An 18,779-nucleotide genomic window follows, 5' to 3' on the forward strand; every position below is an offset into this window, starting at 1 on the left:
ATTTGTTGTTTTATTTAGGCAGATTGAAAGCAACAGTCATTTCTTTCATCTGTTCCTGACTCATACCATCCGGCTCGAAGCCCATATTTTTCGCTGCGATATAGATGAGAGCCGATTTATTAAGTACATCGATCTGATCGAACGCCTGCATCGCATCGCAATCAACTGCAAATACACCATGTTTCTCCCACATCACAACATCATAATCCTGCAATTCCTTGATGGTAGCTTCCGCCAATTCTACAGAACTAGGCAATTTATAAGGAATGATACCCAAACCACGCGGGCAGAATGCCTTTGTTTCGGGAATCATACTCCATAACAAATTAGTCGCCACATCTTTTTCCAGGAACTTCGGACAATGTGTCATGGCAATCAGTTCGATCGGGTGTGTATGTACAGATGCTTTATAAGGAGAGTTTTTACTCAACAGGTCATTATGTACGCTCAAGTGAGAAGGCAATTCCGATGTCGGAGCCACAGCCTCGTCCGCAATAATTACGTAGCTGGCACAGTCGTCCAGAATACGGATTACCGAACCATTTTCCATCGGCCAGCGAGCTAAATCACGCATGCGTTTATTAGTTCCCTTGCAATAGAAATAACATCCTTTCAGATAAGGAAGAGTCACACCGATAGATTTAACTTCACTGATCGGTTTCATCTGACGGATTTCATCGTCTACAAACTCTGTGATATTAACAGTGATATTACCACCGTTACGTTCAGCCCATCCTTTCTGCCACAAGTATCCGGCAACTTCTGCTACCTTATTTACTTCTTTGGCAAGTCCCGGACGATTCTCTAAAATTGATTTCATTCTATATATAATTTTAATTAGGCATGGATTACACTGATTTTGCCGCAAGTTATAAAAAAACCGCGTAATCCATGTAATCCACACCTAAATTTTTTAAAACAAATTTGGGAACACTAATGAGAAGATAAGTACGATCAGACCAGCTATCAGCACAGTTATGGTCTTGTTTGACACGCCTTTCCATTCTTTCAGAATAATTCCCCAAACATTACTAAATGTGACATTCAATGCCATCAAAATACACCAGGAGAAAGCCAGCAATACCGGACTTTCCGTAAGGAAACTCTTACCCATTTCCAGTCCGAAGAACTGCATGTACCATAATACGCCAGCCAACGCACAAAAAACTAAATTATTGCCCCATACTTTTCCTTTAGCATAGTCACCCATCGATTTATTAGCCACATTCTGTTGCAGGCAGTAAACTGCATTTGTCAGGAACCCGCCAAATGTAACCAGGAAAATCACCGGGAGACCGGCGTAAAGTCCTTCCACTCCACCGGCTAAGGCAGCTTCCTTGATAGGTGTTCCTGCATCCAGTCCCAAAGCGAAGCAAGCACTCATGACACCGGCCAGGAGTGCAACCAGTAACCCTTTTGTCAATGCAAAGTCTTTTACAGCAGCACGTTTTTCTTCTTCGCTCATGTTTTGCGCACGCAAACTACCGGCATACCCGATAATAGCAATACCTGCCAACGTGATGCAAACACCCAACAAAAGAATCAGCCCGTTACCTTCAAACAAGTTTGTACCTGCAAAAAGAGCCGGAAGAAGGGTTCCGAAACCGGCACAAGTCCCTAATGAGATACTCTGTCCCAGTGCAACCCCCAAATAGCGCATGGAAAGTCCGAAAGTCAAACCTCCTACTCCCCACAATATACCATAAAAGATGCTCATTCCAGCACCTCCCGCTCCCCACAAGTCGAACAAACTGCTCTCTTGGGGTACACCCAGTAGTGAACCCAGAAACGGGAACACTAACCAGGCAAATACACCTTGTATTAACCAGAAGCTTTCCCAGCTCCATTCCTTTACCTTCTTAATAGGCACATAAGAACTGGACTGGCAAAAGCTACCGATGGCTATAATCAATAAGCCGATTAAAATTTCCATAACTTATCGTTTAGAAGTTACTTCGGCTTCGTACTTTTCAATTTCTGCAATGAAATCTTCACCTACAGGAACATTGTTCTTCAAGCAGAACATATCCCAAACAGCATTCCAAGGCAGCGCTTTTTCTTCTTCGAGTAGAGCCAGACGCTGGAATCCCTGTCCGTTTGCTTCGTATTCACGCAACTTCGCAATCGGTTCGAGCAAAGCACGAGTCATACATTTCTGTGCTGCACGGCTACCAATCACATAAGCGCCAATACGGTTGATAGATGCGTCGAAATAGTCAAGACCATAATGTACACGGTCCAAAGCACCGCAGCGAACGATTTCGCTGAACAGTTCCATAGTCGGGTCATCCATGATAGTTACGTGGTCTGAATCCCAACGAACCGGACGGCTTACGTGCAACATCAATTCAGGCACATAAAGCAACAGTGAAGAAACTTTATCGGCTACACTTTCTGTCGGATGGAAGTGACCGGTATCTAACGTAATTATCTTGTTACGAGAAGCACCATAACCAATATAGAAGTCGTTAGAACCTACTGTATAGCTTTCCAGACCGATACCGAACACTTTAGATTCGATACAATCCTTCATATTCTTATATTCGGTAGCGAAGATCTGATCCAAAGAATCTTTCAGCAATGCACGATATTTCATACGGTTTACCGTAATATCCTTGCTTCCGTCATGTACCCATAGATTCATGATACACGGATCACCCTGTGCTTCACCCATTGCTTCTGCAACTGCACGGCAACGTTTTGTATGTTCAATCCAGAACTGACGGATGCCTTCATCGGGATTAGAAAGTGACAAGTCACCTGATTTCGGATGAGAGAAAGAAGTAGAGTTGAAGTCAAGTTTCATGTTATGTTCTTTACCCCATTCTATCCAACTCTTGAAATGTTCCGGTTCCACTTGGTCACGGTCTACCACCTTACCTTGGAAATCTCCATAGATTTCATGCAAGTTCAAACGATGAGTACCCGGGATATAAGAAGCAGCTTTCAAGATGTCAGCACGCAGTTCATCAATGTTACGAGCTTTGCCCGGATAATTACCGGTTGCCTGGATACCTCCGGTCAATGAACCGGCCTGTACTTCAAATCCTGCAACGTCATCAGCCTGCCAGCAGTGAAGTGACAGATGAAAATCCTGCATAGTTTTCAATACTTTTTCGGTGTCTACACCTACTGCTGCATAACGTTCCACAGCAATTTCATACGCTTTCTGAATCAGTTCTTCTTTTTTCATGATATTCTATTAGTTTTAAAAATGATTATTCTGTCGATCGTTCTATTTATTTCCGAACGCAATTTTTAAAATGGATATAAGCCGCGTCCCAAACTTCCGTATCTTGCGGCTGATAAGTTTTCAACGGGATAGAGCGGTTGATTAACTGGCGCATACCGGCAACATCCGTTGCTTCACCTGCTGCCATTGCCTGAATCATCACATTACCGATGGCTGTTGCTTCAGATGGACCGGCTACCACAGGAATTCCTATCGCATTGGCAGTAAACTGGTTCAGCAAATCATTCCGGCTACCTCCGCCAATCACGTGCAATGTTTCAATCGGACGGGGAGAAAGTGAACGCAAATTCTCCAACACCTGGCGATAACGCAAAGCCAAACTTTCAAAGATGCAACGCACTACTTGTCCGCGTTTCTCGGGAACCGACTGTCCGGTAGCCCGGCAATATTCTGTAATAGCTTTTTCCATGTCCGCAGGATTCGCGAAACAGTCATCATCCGGATTAATCAGACTACGGAACGGTTCACAAGCATCCGCCTCACTGATTAATTCAGGATAACTTGTATCTCCCCAATTCAGACGGCAACGTTCCAGCAACCACATTCCACAGATATTCTTCAATAGACGGATAGTTCCTTCCACACCACCTTCATTGGTAAAGTTCAACGCTTCCGTTTCGGCATTAATCACCGGAGCATCCGTTTCAACTCCCATCAGTGACCAGGTTCCGCTACTCAAATAAGCAAAGTTGCGATCCAATGCCGGAACGGCAGCAACAGCAGAACCGGTATCATGGCCGGCTACCGCAATCACAGGAATTGCACCCAGTCCGGTTATCTTTTGCACTTCTTCCGTCAATACTCCCACCTTTTCACCCGGAAATACAAAACGTCCGAAATTCTTTTCACTCAAACCTACTGCTTTCAGCAACTCCGGTTCCAAACGGCGTGTCTGCGCATTCACCAACTGGGCTGTCGAAGCAATCGTATATTCCGTCACCATCTCTCCGGTAAGCATATAACTCAACGCATCCGGCATAAACAGAATTTTATCTGCCGCCTCCAATGCGCTGTCGTGATTGCGACGTAAAGTATCTAATTGAAAAAGTGAATTAAAATTCATTATCTGAATGCCTGTTTTGCCATAGACTTCGCTACGCGAAATACGGGAGAAAAGAGCTTCCGGTGCTCCTACCGTATGAGGGTCACGATACGCATAAGGCTGACGAAGCAAGTTACCGTCTTTTCCAACGCATACAAAATCCACTCCCCAGGTATCAATACCGATAGAAGCAATGGACTCTCCACGGTGAGCAACCAACTTCAACCCGTCAATAATATGACGATATAATGCATAAATATCCCAATAGAAATGTCCACCTACTTCAATCAGGTGGTTAGGAAAGCGATTAATCTCTTCCAGATTCAATCCGCCTTCAATGAAAGTTCCTAAGATTGTACGGCCGCTCGTTGCGCCCAGGTCGACTGCAAAAAAGTTTTGTTTCATGGTATTCTGTCTATATATTTAAGGTATCCATTTACCTACATGGCAAAGATAGGCGATTCCCTCCTCCTTTTCCTTATGTATTTTGATTGAAAGGGTATACATTTTGACACAAAACAGAAAAGCAGACTCTTATCGTTTAGCATATTTTTCACTTTTATGCAAAAAAACTTTGGTTTTATGCATCTTTTCTCCAAAATAATGCATACTTTTGCGCCATTCTTAGAATAATTATACAATGAAGAAGAAAGCAAATCGGTTAGACGCCATCAAAATGATTATCTCGAGCAAGGAGGTCGGTTCGCAGGAAGAACTGCTGCAAGAGCTGAACCGCGAAGGCTTCGAACTGACACAGGCCACCCTTTCCCGCGACTTGAAACAATTGAAAGTAGCCAAGGCTGCCAGTATGAATGGAAAGTACGTATATGTACTGCCGAACAACATTATGTATAAACGTTCTACCGACCAGAGTGCCGGTGAAATGTTACGCAACAACGGATTTATCTCTTTGCAGTTTTCCGGTAACATCGCCGTTATCCGCACCCGTCCCGGTTATGCCAGCAGCATGGCTTATGACATCGACAACAATGAATTCAGTGAAATTCTGGGAACCATTGCCGGTGACGATACGATCATGTTGGTGTTGCGTGAAGGAGTTGCAACCAGTAAAATACGTCAGCTTTTGTCACTCATCATTCCCAATATCGAATAATTATACCTATTATTATATAATAAAGAAATGGACACTCAACAAATAGATGTTATGGTAGCCGACGCCTCACATGAGGTTTACGTTGACACTATTTTGGAAACTATCAGAAATGCTGCCGCCGTACGAGGAACAGGAATTGCGGAACGCACACACGAATACGTAGCGACAAAGATGAAAGAAGGTAAGGCGATTATTGCTCTTTGTGGCGATACTTTTGCCGGATTCACCTACATCGAATCATGGGGAAACAAGCAATATGTGGCTACTTCCGGTCTGATCGTTCATCCCGATTTCCGTGGGTTAGGACTGGCAAAACGCATCAAACAGGCTTCTTTCCAACTGGCACGTCTCCGATGGCCGAAAGCAAAAATATTCAGTCTGACCTCCGGAGCAGCTGTCATGAAAATGAACACCGAACTGGGTTATGTGCCTGTCACCTTCAACGAACTGACAGACGACGAAGCTTTCTGGAAAGGATGCGAAGGATGTATCAACCATGATATTCTGGTAGCGAAAAACCGCAAGTTCTGCATCTGCACAGCCATGCTGTACGATCCGACAGAGCCGCGGAACATCAAAAAAGAACAAGAAAGAAATAACATTTAAAAGATACAGCACTATGGAAGAAAAGAAGAAAAAAGTAGTGGTGGCATTCAGCGGCGGGCTGGACACATCGTTCACCGTCATGTACCTCGCCAAAGAAAAAGGTTACGAAGTATATGCAGCTTGTGCCAATACGGGTGGTTTCAGCGAAGAACAACTGAAAACAAACGAAGAAAATGCTTATAAACTGGGAGCAGTGAAATACGTGACGCTGGACGTAACCCAGGAATACTACGAAAAGAGCCTGAAATACATGGTTTTCGGAAATGTGCTGCGTAACGGTACTTATCCTATTTCTGTTAGTTCCGAACGTATTTTCCAGGCACTGGCTATCGCACGCTATGCCAACGAAATCGGTGCGGATGCCATCGCACACGGTTCTACCGGAGCAGGTAACGACCAGATCCGTTTCGACATGACTTTCCTCGTACTGGCTCCCAATGTAGAAATCATCACATTGACCCGTGACATGGCATTGAGCCGTCAGGAAGAAATCGACTATCTGAACAAGCATGGTTTCAGTGCAGACTTCACCAAACTGAAATACTCTTATAACGTAGGCTTATGGGGTACTTCTATCTGTGGTGGCGAAATCCTCGACTCCGCGCAAGGACTCCCGGAAACAGCTTACCTCAAGCACGTTGAAAAAGAAGGTAGCGAACAGCTCCGCCTGACTTTCGAAAAAGGGGAACTGAAAGCTGTCAACGACGAGAAGTTTGACGACCCGATCAAAGCCATCCAGAAAGTGGAAGAGATTGGCGCAGCATACGGTATCGGCCGTGATATGCACGTAGGCGATACAATTATCGGTATCAAAGGCCGTGTAGGATTCGAAGCAGCCGCCCCGATGTTGATTATCGGCGCTCACCGTTTCCTTGAGAAATATACATTAAGCAAATGGCAACAATATTGGAAGGATCAAGTAGCTAACTGGTACGGTATGTTCCTCCACGAAAGTCAATACCTGGAGCCGGTGATGCGTGACATCGAAGCCATGTTGCAGGAAAGCCAGCGCAACGTAAACGGTACAGCTATCCTCGAGCTTCGCCCTCTTTCCTTCTCTACCGTAGGTGTAGAATCGGAAGATGATCTGGTGAAGACTAAATTCGGAGAATACGGTGAAATGCAGAAAGGCTGGACAGCCGAAGACGCAAAAGGCTTTATCAAAGTGACTTCTACTCCGCTACGTGTTTACTATAATAACCACAAAGACGAAGAGATATGATTAAAGCAGGAATCATTGGTGGCGCAGGATATACCGCAGGCGAGTTAATCCGTCTGCTGCTCAACCATCCGGAAACTGAAATCGTATTTATCAACAGCAGCAGTAATGCCGGAAACAGAATTACCGACGTACACGAAGGCTTGTATGGAGAAACGGATTTAACGTTCACCGACCAGTTACCTCTGGACGAAATCGACGTTCTTTTCTTCTGTACCGCCCACGGAGATACAAAGAAATTCATGGAAAGTCACAACATACCGGAAAACCTGAAGATTATCGACCTCTCCATGGACTACCGTATCAAAAGTGACGACCACGACTTTATCTACGGTCTGCCGGAATTGAACCGCCGCGCCACTTGTACGGCGAAGCACGTAGCCAACCCCGGCTGTTTTGCAACCTGCATCCAGCTTGGTTTGCTTCCGCTTGCCAAGAATCTGATGCTGACGGATGATGTAATGGTAAATGCCATTACAGGAAGTACGGGAGCCGGAGTGAAACCGGGTGCTACCAGTCATTTCAGTTGGAGAAACAACAATATGAGTGTGTACAAAGCATTCGACCACCAACACGTTCCGGAAATCAAGCAATCGCTGAAACAGCTGCAAAACAGTTTCGATGCGGAGATCGACTTCATTCCATACCGTGGAGATTTCGCCCGTGGTATCTTTGCAACGCTGGTAGTCAAAACCAAAGTAGCACTGGAAGAAATCGTTCGTATGTATGAAGAATATTATGCAAAAGACTCCTTTGTACACATCGTAGACAAGAACATTGACTTGAAACAAGTCGTTAATACTAATAAGTGCCTGATACATCTGGAGAAACACGGTGACAAACTATTGATTATCTCTTGTATCGACAATTTGCTGAAAGGCGCCAGTGGACAAGCCGTTCATAATATGAACCTGATGTTCAATCTGGAAGAAACCGTAGGACTACGTTTGAAGCCTTCAGCTTTTTAAAAACAGAAGAATTATGAATTTATTCGACGTATATCCTTTATACAATATCAACATTGTCAAAGGTGATGGCTGTAAAGTATGGGATAAAAACGGAACGGAATATCTGGACCTCTACGGAGGCCATGCCGTTATCTCCATCGGACATGCACATCCCCACTATGTAGCGATGATCAGTAATCAGGTGGCTAAACTTGGTTTCTACTCAAACTCCGTTATCAATAAGCTCCAACAAGAGGTAGCCGAACGACTAGGAAAGATTTCCGGTTACGAAGACTACAGCCTGTTTCTGATTAACAGTGGTGCCGAAGCAAACGAGAATGCTCTGAAACTTGCTTCTTTCCACAACGGACGTACTAAGATTGTATCTTTCAATAAAGCATTCCACGGACGGACGTCTCTTGCAGTAGAAGCGACTCACAATCCTTCTATTATCGCTCCTATCAACAATAACGGTCATGTCACCTATCTCCCACTCAACGATGTGGAAGCGATGAAACAGGAATTGTCTAAAGGAGACACATGCGCTGTTATCATTGAAGGAATACAAGGTGTAGGCGGTATCAAGATACCAACCACCGAATTTATGCAGGAACTCCGCAAAGCTTGCAGCGAAACAGGAACGATCCTGATTCTCGATGAAATTCAGAGCGGATACGGGCGTAGCGGTAAATTCTTCGCTCATCAATATAATGACATTAAGCCGGATATCATCACTGTAGCCAAAGGAATCGGTAACGGCTTTCCAATGGCAGGTGTCTTAATCAGCCCGATGTTTAAACCGGTATATGGCCAGTTGGGAACTACTTTTGGAGGAAATCACCTGGCATGTTCGGCAGCTCTCGCTGTGATGGATGTCATTGAACAGGAAAATCTGGTAGAAAATGCTAAGGCAGTAGGTGATTACTTACTGGAAGAGCTGAAAAAATTCCCGCAAATCAAAGAAGTGCGCGGACGCGGACTAATGATCGGCCTCGAATTTGAAGAACCGATCAAGGAACTACGCAGCCGTCTCATCTATGACGAGCATGTATTTACCGGAGCAAGCGGCACGAATGTACTTCGCCTGTTACCTCCTCTCTGTCTCAGCATGGAGGAAGCGAAAGAGTTCCTCGCCCGGTTCAAAAAAGTACTCTAACCGCTCATTTGATTAATAAACAGCCAACGATAAAAGCAGCCTTTATTAGAAATTTATTTCTTATTCTGGCTGCTTTTTGTTTTTTCGTAATTAACTGTTACCTTTGTCTGTAACAACTCATTAAAAACAAGCGTATATGAAAATAGCCATTATCGGTGCAGGAAACATGGGCGGTTCAATAGCCCGTGGCCTGGCAAAAGGAAGTCTAATAGACGATTCGGATATCATTGTATCCAATCCCAGTGCCGGAAAACTAGAGAAACTGAAAAAAGAATTTCCGGGTATCTCCACCACCAACAATAATCTGGAAGCAGCCACAGGAGCAGACATTGTCATCCTTGCCGTCAAACCGTGGTTTATGGAATCGGTGATGCGCGAGTTGAAATTAAAAAGCAAACAGATACTCATCTCCGTAGCTGCCGGCATCAGTTTTGAAGAACTGGCTCATTATGTCGTAGCACCGGAAATGCCCATGTTCCGTCTGATTCCGAACACCGCTATCAGCGAACTGGAAAGCATGACGCTTGTTGCCGCGCGCAACACGAATGATGAACAAGACAACTTCATCCTCCGGTTATTTAGCGAGATGGGAACAGTGATGCTTATCCCCGAAGATAAAATAGCGGCAGCCACCGCATTGGCATCCTGCGGTATCGCTTACGTACTGAAATACATTCAGGCAGCCATGCAAGCCGGAATCGAAATGGGACTCCGCCCTAAAGATGCCATGCAGATGATAGCCCAATCCTTAAAAGGAGCGGCCGCACTGATTCAGAACAACGACACCCACCCCAGCGTAGAAATCGACAAAGTAACCACTCCGGGCGGAATCACCATCAAAGGTATCAATGAATTAGAACACAACGGCTTCACCTCTGCTATTATCAAAGCCATGAAAGCTTCCAAATAACACCATAGAATTATTAATCATAAAATACTAACCATTTGTATGAATGAACAAATTAAACAGATAGCAGAACGCCTCCGCGGATTACGTGATGTATTGGAACTGACCGCAGAGGATATCGCCCGCGATAGTGACATTTCTGCTGAAGAATACCGGCTTGCGGAAACAGGAGATTACGACATCTCTGTCAGCATGTTACAAAAAATAGCCCGTACGTATAATGTAGCCCTCGACGCTCTGATGTTTGGCGAAGAACCTAAAATGAGCAGCTACTTTGTGACTCGTGCCGGCAAAGGTATCAGCATCGAACGTACCAAAGCTTATAAATACCAGTCACTGGCTTCAGGATTCATGAACCGTACCGCCGATCCGTTCATCGTTACCGTTGAACCGAAAGCAATCGACGAGCCGATCCATTATAACAAACATAATGGACAGGAATTCAACCTTGTCATCGAAGGACGTATGCTTATCAACATCGAAGGCAAAGAAATCATCCTCAATCAAGGAGACAGTATTTATTTTAACTCTAAACTTCCACATGGCATGAAAGCGCTCGATGGCAAAACGGTACGTTTTCTGGCAGTAATTATGTAACAACATCATGGTAGAAAGATTTTTATCACAGACCTCTTTCAGCTCACAAGAGGACTTCAACAAGAATTTGAAAATAAACGTCCCGGAGAACTTCAACTTCGGTTATGACGTAGTAGATGCCTGGGCAGCCGAACAACCCGACAAGAAGGCTTTACTTTGGACAAATGACAAAGGTGAAAGCCGCCAATTTTCATTTGCCGAAATGAAGCGTTACACAGATATGACCGCTTCTTACTTCCAAAGTCTGGGTATCGGTCGTGGGGACATGGTGATGCTGATTCTGAAACGCCGTTATGAGTTCTGGTATAGCACCATCGCCCTTCACAAACTGGGAGCAACCGTCATTCCGGCCACCCACTTGCTGACCAAAAAAGATATTATCTATCGCTGCAACGCTGCCGATATCAAAATGATCGTAGCTGCCGGTGAAGGAATCATCCTGCAACATATCAAAGAGGCTCTCCCCGAGTGTCCCACTGTAGAAAAGTTGGTCAGTGTCGGACCGGAAATACCGGAAGGTTTCGAAGATTTCCATCAGGGCATCGAAAATGCCGCTCCGTTTGTACGTCCACGCCATGCGAACACTAACGACGACATCTCTCTGATGTATTTTACTTCCGGCACTACCGGCGAACCTAAGATGGTGGCACATGACTTTACTTATCCGTTAGGTCATATCGTTACCGGTAGTTTTTGGCACAACCTGAACGAGAACAGTCTTCACCTCACCATTGCCGATACCGGCTGGGGAAAAGCAGTATGGGGAAAACTCTACGGACAGTGGATTGCCGGAGCCAATATCTTCGTCTACGACCACGAGAAGTTTACCCCGGCAGCTATTCTGGAAAAAATCCAGGAATATCATGTCACCTCTCTCTGTGCACCTCCTACCATCTTCCGGTTCCTGATTCACGAAGACCTGACAAAATTCGATTTATCTTCACTCAAATACTGCACCATTGCCGGAGAAGCATTAAACCCTGCCGTATTTGAAACATTCAAGAAACTGACAGGTATCAAACTGATGGAAGGTTTCGGACAAACAGAAACAACCCTTACCATCGCCACTATGCCGTGGATGGAACCGAAACCGGGAAGCATGGGGCTGCCGAATCCTCAATATGATGTAGATTTGATTGACCATGAAGGTCGCTCTGTTGAAGCCGGTGAGCAAGGACAAATTGTAATCCGCACCAGCAAAGGCAAACCTCTCGGACTTTTCAAAGAATACTACCGGGATGCGGAACGTACTCACGAAGCTTGGCACGATGGTATTTATTATACCGGTGACGTTGCCTGGAAAGACGAAGACGGTTACCTTTGGTTCGTTGGTCGTGCAGACGACGTTATCAAGAGCTCTGGCTACCGCATCGGTCCATTCGAAGTGGAAAGTGCATTGATGACTCATCCGGCTGTTGTGGAATGTGCCATTACCGGAGTACCCGACGAGATTCGTGGCCAGGTGGTAAAAGCTACGATTGTTCTATCCAAAGACTATAAAGCACGTGCCGGAGAAGAACTGATTAAGGAATTGCAGAACCACGTGAAGAAAGTGACTGCTCCTTATAAATATCCGCGTGTGATCGAGTTCGTAGAAGAGCTACCTAAGACAATCAGCGGTAAGATCCGCCGGGTGGAGATTCGCGAAAACGATAAGAAGTAAATTATAAACAACTCTAATCAATAGAAGAACGATATTACAGATGATGTAATATCGTTCTTCTCATATCTACCCAACAATAAAATTCAACAGAAATAATATGATAGTTCCTGTTTATTTAAAACTCTCTTTTTTCCAATAATTATGTCCTTCAATAATATGACTGTTATTAGCTTTATAAAAATCCTTCACAGGAGTCATCTGAAAACAATTATTAATAATAGCATTATCGACATCTTCAAAAGTAACAATCGGTTGTTGGTTTACAGGATACTTCGATCTAACATTATTCAGAACAATCTGCTTACACTTACTGAATTGCCACGGTGAACCAGTCTGCGAAGAGAAATCCACATTATCAAAACGAATATCTTCAGCAATATCAACTATAAATCCAGCCTCTGCCTTCATATTAATATTTGAAAAGGACAAACCTTGTACAGGCATTTCTTCAATCCCTTTAATATAACCAATTTGCTTGATATCAGAACCTGTGATATTACTCAAATGAATGTTCCGGAAAACAGGAGTCCGTTCACTGACAGGTTCCACTTTTGATTCTTTATCATAGAACAAATCAAAGATGAAGGCATTCCGCTGAATATTCTTCATGACGATATTATCTACCCGAAGCTCTTCAACAACTCCTCCTCTCCCACGAGAAGATTTCAAGCGAATACCGGAATCCGTACCATCGAAAACACAATTAGAAATTGTCACTCTCCTTACACCGCCTGACATTTCACTACCAATAACTACCCCTCCATGACCGGAAAGCATAACACAATTAGTTATCGTTATATTTTCACATGCCTTTCCATATTTCCGTCCATCAGCATCACGCCCCGATTTAATTGTAATACAATCATCCCCCACACTAATAAAACAATCAGAAATACGCACATTCCGGCAAGAAGAAGGGTTTATTCCATCCGTATTGGGACCTTTTGGGTCTTTTGAAGGGTTATATATCGTCACTCCATGCACTGTTACATTATCACAAAAAGCCGGATTTATGGTCCAAAAAGGAGAATTGACAATTTTCACATTCTCTATCAACACATTGTTACATTCATAAAACTGAATAAAAGGAGGCCGAAACATACGACGCTCTAAAGAAGGTTTATAATAATCCGAAATTTCCAGATCTTCATTAGCCTCTTCCCACATTCGTTGTAGTTTATTCAAAGCAGGCAATTTTCCTCCGTTCTTTTTAATCAGCTCCCGTGTTTCTTTCTCCCAGCTCCACCATTTGAATCCATTACCGTCCAACGTTCCACGCCCGGTTATAGTCAAATTCTCCGCATCATGCGCATAAATCAGGGGAGACAAAGTATTCATCACTGTACCTTCCCAACGAATCTTCACAAAAGGAAGATAATCTTCAAAACGATCTGAAAAACGAAGAACAGCTCCGGACTCCACATACAAAGTTATATTACTTTTCATGTGGATAGTGGCTGTCAAATAAACACCTGCCGGGAAATAAATAGTTCCTCCACCTTCAGAAGATGCTTTTTCAATCGTTTGGTTTATTAACTCCGTACAAGATTCAATACCTCGGGAATCAGCTCCAAGCTCCTTCATATTAAAGGTACGAGACCATGCGGTTACGGCTATAACAAGTCCCACTACACAAATAAATAGACGTTTCATTTATAGTTTTCATTTAAAATTTTACCAGTTCTAATTGTCAAAACAAAAGTACGAGGTATCTTCTCTCCTTATAGGGTAATAATTGTGCTTGATAGAGGATAGACAGGTGGATTAAATATGCAAAAGCGTGCATTTTATGTTCAATCACGGTTTTATATTTCCTTTTTAATCCAGTTTTATCTATTTTTGCTCTACACATAATTTATAATATCATGAAGACACTCTATGTTTTCCTTTTATGCTTATACACCAGTCTGACTGTAGCAGCTCAACCTCTTTGCCAGATTAAACACTTCTCTGTCAATAGTGGCCTTTCGCAAGGAGTAGTAGTGAATATAATGCAAGACAAAAAAGGATTTCTTTGGTTCGCCACCTGGAATGGACTGAACAAATTCGACGGATACACATTTAAAAATTACAAAGCATTCCCGGGAGACGGCTGTACGTTAACGACCAACCGCTTCTCTTATATTACAGAAAGCAAAGACGGAGATATATGGTGCAAATCTTATGATAACCGTGCATATCTATTCGATATTCAGACAGAGAAGTTTATTGACATACTCCTTCCTATTGAATCATCCCTGCAACAGACCAACACAGTCAGCAATATCTATACCTTAAATAAAGGGATTACATGGATCACCTGCGAACAAGGTTATGCTTTCAGAATCAATGAGCAAACCTGCAAAGAAGGAAAAGATATCATTTTATACAGCAGTTTCAACCAAAATTTAAAAGGAAACAAGATATTCGACATTTACGAAGATTCCGACGGGGACGAATGGATCATGACAGATAAGGGAGTAACCATCATCGGGAAAAAACGAATCAACAGCGATTATCCGTTCAAAATGGTCAAAGAATATAATAAGAGAATATATCTTATCTCAACTTCCGGAAAAATCGCAATATATGATCCCAAGAACGGAAATATAAAATTCCAGGAGCTACCATGTCCTGTCACAGATATCTATTCCATATCTTCCATTTCCCCTTCTAATGACAAGATCGGCTTAGGAACTGACAACGGATTTATAACATACGATACAGAAAAGAAAAAATTCCAACATTTTAATATACAAACAGCCACCCAGCCATCCAATGAAGCTCATTTCTTTTATCAGGACAAAACCGGAGAAGTCTGGATCTTTGCCAATACCTCCGGTGTGATAAAGCTAAATCTGAAAACAGGAGATAAGCAGCACTTCACAGCTCCTATACAAAACCTAATCCAATATGAACGCGACAACCGGTACATGATCTTTGAAGACCATGAAGGCACACTATGGATGAGTCCTCAAAAAGGGCATTTGTGCTATTATGACCGCGACAGTAATCAACTGAAACTATACTTTGCAGATGAAAATAATCCCGCTTCCCTATTTGCCCCCTCTATTCGCTATTATTATACCGACCGGCAACAGAATGTATGGATTACCAATGACCGGGGCGTAGACAAAATATCTTTCTATCCCAATAAATACAAAATACGTCCCATAGACAATGGATTGGAAATACGTGCTTTTCTTGCCGACAAACAGAAACGTCTCTGGGTTGCTTCCAAAAAGGGAAACGTCAGAATTTACCGTCCGGATGGGACATTAGAAGGCTACCTTTCTCCACAGGGCATAATCACCCCTCAAGAGGTTACTTTCGGAAAAAGTGTGTACTGTTTTATGGAAGATAAACAAGGAAATATATGGATGGGAACCAAAAAAGACGGCCTCATCCTTCTAAAGAAGAAAAATGAGCACTCCTATCTTTTACAACAATTCGTCCATCAGCCACAAGATACATACAGTTTAAGCAACAATAGTGTCTATAGTATTATTCAGGATAGTCATGACAATATATGGATCGCATGTTATGGAGGTGGCCTCAACCTATTATCACACGCACCTGATGGTTCTACCAACTTTATCCATAGCGGCAACCGGCTGAAAAACTATCCTGTTTCTACTTCACTCAAAATAAGACATATCGCAGAAGCCCCCAACGGAGTGTTATTGATTGGCACAACCAATGGTTTACTTACATTCTCCAATAAGTTCGATCAGCCTGAAGAAATTAAGTTCTATCACAGCAACCGTATCCCTAATGTAGATTCCAGCCTTAGCAGTAATGATGTCATGCAGATATTTACTGACAGTCGAAAAAACACTTATGTAATAACATTCACCGGAGGAATCAGCCAGGTTATCTCTAAAAATCTGCTCACGGAAGATATACAATTCAAAAGTTATACAATCAAAGACGGATTAGCTTCCGATTTGGTACTTTCAATGCTCGAAGATACTCAAAAACAATTATGGGTAATCTCCGAAAACTCCATATCCAAATTCAATCCACAACAAGGAACATTTGAGAATTATGGAAGTAATTACTTTCAGAGAGAACTGAATCTCACTGAAGCAGTTCCCACACTAACCAGTCAAAAGAAAATCGTTCTCGGAACCAATCAAGGGATACTTGAAATCAACACAGAACAAATGAAAAAAAGTTCTTATGTACCTCCTATTGTATTTACCGGACTCAAAATACAAGGAAGTCAACTTCATGTAGCGCTTGATGACATAAAAGAACTGGAACTAAATCCTTCGGAACGTAATGTCACCTTTCAATTTGCAGCCATTGATTATGTAAATCCCGATGCCATCGAATACGCCTATCGTCTGCAAGGCCTGGAAGAAGAATGGAACGAAGCCGGTAATAACCGCTCTGCAACATACATAAATTTACCTGCCGGAGAATATCAACTGCAAATCCGTTCCAGCAATAGCGACGGAGTATGGACCGATAATATACGCACTCTCCCCATTCATGTTTTACCCACTTTTTGGGAAACATACTGGGCATGGTTATTCTATATTGTCATGTTCGTGTTATTCACTACCATCATTGTATACATTCTGTTCTATATCTACCGTTTGCGGCATCAGGTTGACTTGGAACAACATTTATCCAATATCAAATTACGCTTCTTCACTGATATTTCACATGAATTACGCACTCCTTTAACTTTAATATCCAGCCCTGTATCAGAAATTCTAGCGCATGAAACAATCTCTCCGACAGTTCGGGAACATCTAAATTTGGTACATAAAAACACAGAACGTATGCTTCGTCTGGTTAATCAACTACTGGATTTCCGCAAAATCCAAAATAAGAAGATGAAAGTGTTGGTAGAAAAGACAGAACTCGTATCCCAATTACAGAAGATAATGGAAAGCTTCCACCTTATAGCAAAAGAAAAGAGAATTGATTTCCAACTTCAAACTAATACAGACAAAATATACGCATGGGTAGACCGTGACAAATTTGAAAAGATATTCTTCAATCTACTTTCAAATGCCTTCAAATATACACCGAACGGGAAGAAAGTAACGGTAAATATGATAACAGGTTCGGAGCAAGTCACCATCTCTGTATCTGATGAAGGCATTGGCATTGCTCCCGAAAAGCAACAATCCCTATTTTATCGATTTGAAACACTGGCACAATACAATATCCTGCAGCCCTCATCCGGCATTGGGCTTTCACTGGTACGCGAATTAATAGAATTACATCACGGAAATATCCAAGTGAAAAGCGAGCCGGGAAGTGGAAGTGAATTCATTGTCACACTTCCTAAGGAAGAAAAAGCATTTGCAGACGATCAACAAGCCGAATTTATTTTATCCGACAGTGACAATAATTCACCGACGATACAAGCTACTGAAGAAGATTCGGATAGTACATCCTTCAAGGCAGCATACGCAGAGAATGAAAATAAAACCGACGCAGAGGATGAAAAAACTTCCATTCTTATTGTCGAAGACAACAATGAATTACGTCATTTCCTATGGAATATCCTGTCAGAGACTTACACTGTTCTCGAAGCAACAAATGGAAAAGAAGGATTAAAATATGCACAGCAGTACATTCCGGATCTGATAATCAGTGATGTTATGATGCCGGTCATGGATGGATTAGACATGGTGAAAGCAATCAAAGCCGATCATGACACCTGCCATATTCCTATTATATTACTATCAGCAAAATCTTCTTTAGATGATCGGATAGCAGGACTGGAACAAGGTATCGATGACTACATTACCAAACCATTCAGCTCTACATACTTAAAAACCAGAATCTTGTCGCTGCTCCGTCAGCGTAAACAGCTACAAGATCTATATTTATCGAAACTGTCAGAGCATACTCAAGAAGAGGATCATATAAATGGGTGGGAGCCTTCACAACCTCAAGTGACTCCATACGATGAACAATTCATGCAACAAGTAATGGCGTTTATGGAGGAACAAATGGATAATACAGATATCACCATCGACGACTTCGCCAACAAACTAATGTTAAGCCGTACGGTATTCTACCGAAAATTAAAATCCATTGTTGGGCTGACTCCGGTAGATTTCGTATGTGAAATGCGCATCAAACGAGCCGCCCAGCTAATTGAAAAAAGTGAATACAGTTTCTCCCAAATTGCTTATATGACCGGTTTCAATGACCCGAAGTACTTTAGCAGGCGCTTCAAAAAAATCATGGGAGTCACTCCTACAGAATATAAAGAAAGAAAGGGAGATGCCTCATAAGCACCTCCCCTTTCCTTACCAGTTTTCTAT

Annotated in this window: 14 protein-coding genes; 9 read left to right on the top strand and 5 right to left on the bottom strand. The window is 42.8% G+C overall.

Annotated features, from left to right (window positions below):
- Window positions 1-10: 10 nt before the first annotated feature.
- The 4 genes from rhaD to rhaB all read right to left on the bottom strand — a co-directional run bounded on the left by rhaD (window position 11) and on the right by rhaB (window position 4,700).
- Window positions 11-820: a rhamnulose-1-phosphate aldolase gene (gene rhaD / locus DWZ47_RS06490; protein WP_004304990.1), complete on the bottom strand. Its 810-nt coding sequence runs from the start codon at window positions 818-820 to the stop codon at window positions 11-13.
- Between the two features lie 93 nt (window positions 821-913).
- Entirely contained in the window at window positions 914-1,933 is a 1,020-nt protein-coding gene (gene rhaT, locus DWZ47_RS06495; RefSeq protein WP_008776397.1) for an L-rhamnose/proton symporter RhaT, read from the bottom strand.
- 3 nt (window positions 1,934-1,936) lie between these two features.
- Window positions 1,937-3,193, bottom strand: coding sequence for an L-rhamnose isomerase (locus DWZ47_RS06500; RefSeq protein WP_117512604.1), 1,257 nt, complete (start codon window positions 3,191-3,193; stop codon window positions 1,937-1,939).
- A 46-nt stretch (window positions 3,194-3,239) separates the two neighbouring features.
- Window positions 3,240-4,700, bottom strand: a complete 1,461-nt coding sequence (rhaB, locus tag DWZ47_RS06505; protein WP_117512605.1) for a rhamnulokinase — start codon at window positions 4,698-4,700, stop codon at window positions 3,240-3,242.
- A 235-nt stretch (window positions 4,701-4,935) separates the two neighbouring features.
- Between rhaB and DWZ47_RS06510 the strand changes: the two genes are divergently transcribed.
- From DWZ47_RS06510 to DWZ47_RS06545, 8 genes are all read left to right on the top strand, one after another.
- Window positions 4,936-5,409, top strand: a complete 474-nt coding sequence (locus tag DWZ47_RS06510) for an arginine repressor (protein WP_004299854.1) — start codon at window positions 4,936-4,938, stop codon at window positions 5,407-5,409.
- 27 nt (window positions 5,410-5,436) lie between these two features.
- Window positions 5,437-6,015 carry a GNAT family N-acetyltransferase gene (locus DWZ47_RS06515; RefSeq protein ID WP_004299851.1) on the top strand — a complete coding sequence of 193 codons (579 nt, stop codon included), beginning with the start codon at window positions 5,437-5,439 and terminating at the stop codon, window positions 6,013-6,015.
- A gap of 13 nt (window positions 6,016-6,028) precedes the next feature.
- The gene (locus tag DWZ47_RS06520; protein WP_004310468.1) at window positions 6,029-7,237 is read left to right on the top strand and encodes an argininosuccinate synthase; all 1,209 of its coding nucleotides are present in this window, start codon (window positions 6,029-6,031) and stop codon (window positions 7,235-7,237) included.
- Window positions 7,234-8,202, top strand: coding sequence for an N-acetyl-gamma-glutamyl-phosphate reductase (gene argC / locus DWZ47_RS06525; RefSeq protein WP_117512606.1), 969 nt, complete (start codon window positions 7,234-7,236; stop codon window positions 8,200-8,202). The genes DWZ47_RS06520 and argC overlap by 4 nt, the downstream gene beginning before the upstream one ends.
- A 13-nt stretch (window positions 8,203-8,215) precedes the next feature.
- Window positions 8,216-9,337, top strand: coding sequence for an aspartate aminotransferase family protein (locus DWZ47_RS06530; RefSeq protein ID WP_004299845.1), 1,122 nt, complete (start codon window positions 8,216-8,218; stop codon window positions 9,335-9,337).
- A 136-nt stretch (window positions 9,338-9,473) separates the two neighbouring features.
- Entirely contained in the window at window positions 9,474-10,247 is a 774-nt protein-coding gene (proC, locus tag DWZ47_RS06535) for a pyrroline-5-carboxylate reductase (RefSeq protein WP_004299843.1), read from the top strand.
- A gap of 39 nt (window positions 10,248-10,286) precedes the next feature.
- Window positions 10,287-10,841 (top strand): helix-turn-helix domain-containing protein, encoded by a 555-nt coding sequence (locus DWZ47_RS06540; RefSeq protein ID WP_004299841.1) that lies wholly within the window; start codon window positions 10,287-10,289, stop codon window positions 10,839-10,841.
- A 7-nt stretch (window positions 10,842-10,848) separates the two neighbouring features.
- The gene (locus DWZ47_RS06545) at window positions 10,849-12,504 is read left to right on the top strand and encodes an AMP-binding protein (protein WP_117512607.1); all 1,656 of its coding nucleotides are present in this window, start codon (window positions 10,849-10,851) and stop codon (window positions 12,502-12,504) included.
- A 111-nt stretch (window positions 12,505-12,615) separates the two neighbouring features.
- On the opposite strand, the gene DWZ47_RS06550 is transcribed toward DWZ47_RS06545, so the two are convergent.
- Window positions 12,616-14,157: a glycoside hydrolase family 28 protein gene (locus tag DWZ47_RS06550; RefSeq protein WP_117512608.1), complete on the bottom strand. Its 1,542-nt coding sequence runs from the start codon at window positions 14,155-14,157 to the stop codon at window positions 12,616-12,618.
- A gap of 212 nt (window positions 14,158-14,369) precedes the next feature.
- Between DWZ47_RS06550 and DWZ47_RS06555 the strand changes: the two genes are divergently transcribed.
- Window positions 14,370-18,749, top strand: coding sequence for a two-component regulator propeller domain-containing protein (locus DWZ47_RS06555; protein ID WP_032844631.1), 4,380 nt, complete (start codon window positions 14,370-14,372; stop codon window positions 18,747-18,749).
- The last annotated feature ends 30 nt before the right edge of the window (window positions 18,750-18,779 follow it).

Origin of the sequence: Bacteroides sp. AF32-8BH (genome assembly GCF_003435205.1) — a bacterium.
GTDB classification, from domain to species: domain Bacteria; phylum Bacteroidota; class Bacteroidia; order Bacteroidales; family Bacteroidaceae; genus Bacteroides; species Bacteroides ovatus.

Coding starts and splice junctions, on each gene's coding strand:
- DWZ47_RS06540 (WP_004299841.1), top strand. CDS start 10,287: ATGAATGAACAAATTAAACAGATAGCAGAACGCCTCCGCGGATTACGT.
- DWZ47_RS06515 (WP_004299851.1), top strand. CDS start 5,437: ATGGACACTCAACAAATAGATGTTATGGTAGCCGACGCCTCACATGAG.
- proC (WP_004299843.1), top strand. CDS start 9,474: ATGAAAATAGCCATTATCGGTGCAGGAAACATGGGCGGTTCAATAGCC.
- DWZ47_RS06500 (WP_117512604.1), bottom strand. CDS start 3,193: ATGAAAAAAGAAGAACTGATTCAGAAAGCGTATGAAATTGCTGTGGAA.
- DWZ47_RS06530 (WP_004299845.1), top strand. CDS start 8,216: ATGAATTTATTCGACGTATATCCTTTATACAATATCAACATTGTCAAA.
- rhaB (WP_117512605.1), bottom strand. CDS start 4,700: ATGAAACAAAACTTTTTTGCAGTCGACCTGGGCGCAACGAGCGGCCGT.
- DWZ47_RS06520 (WP_004310468.1), top strand. CDS start 6,029: ATGGAAGAAAAGAAGAAAAAAGTAGTGGTGGCATTCAGCGGCGGGCTG.
- DWZ47_RS06510 (WP_004299854.1), top strand. CDS start 4,936: ATGAAGAAGAAAGCAAATCGGTTAGACGCCATCAAAATGATTATCTCG.
- DWZ47_RS06545 (WP_117512607.1), top strand. CDS start 10,849: ATGGTAGAAAGATTTTTATCACAGACCTCTTTCAGCTCACAAGAGGAC.
- DWZ47_RS06555 (WP_032844631.1), top strand. CDS start 14,370: ATGAAGACACTCTATGTTTTCCTTTTATGCTTATACACCAGTCTGACT.
- DWZ47_RS06550 (WP_117512608.1), bottom strand. CDS start 14,157: ATGAAACGTCTATTTATTTGTGTAGTGGGACTTGTTATAGCCGTAACC.
- rhaT (WP_008776397.1), bottom strand. CDS start 1,933: ATGGAAATTTTAATCGGCTTATTGATTATAGCCATCGGTAGCTTTTGC.
- argC (WP_117512606.1), top strand. CDS start 7,234: ATGATTAAAGCAGGAATCATTGGTGGCGCAGGATATACCGCAGGCGAG.
- rhaD (WP_004304990.1), bottom strand. CDS start 820: ATGAAATCAATTTTAGAGAATCGTCCGGGACTTGCCAAAGAAGTAAAT.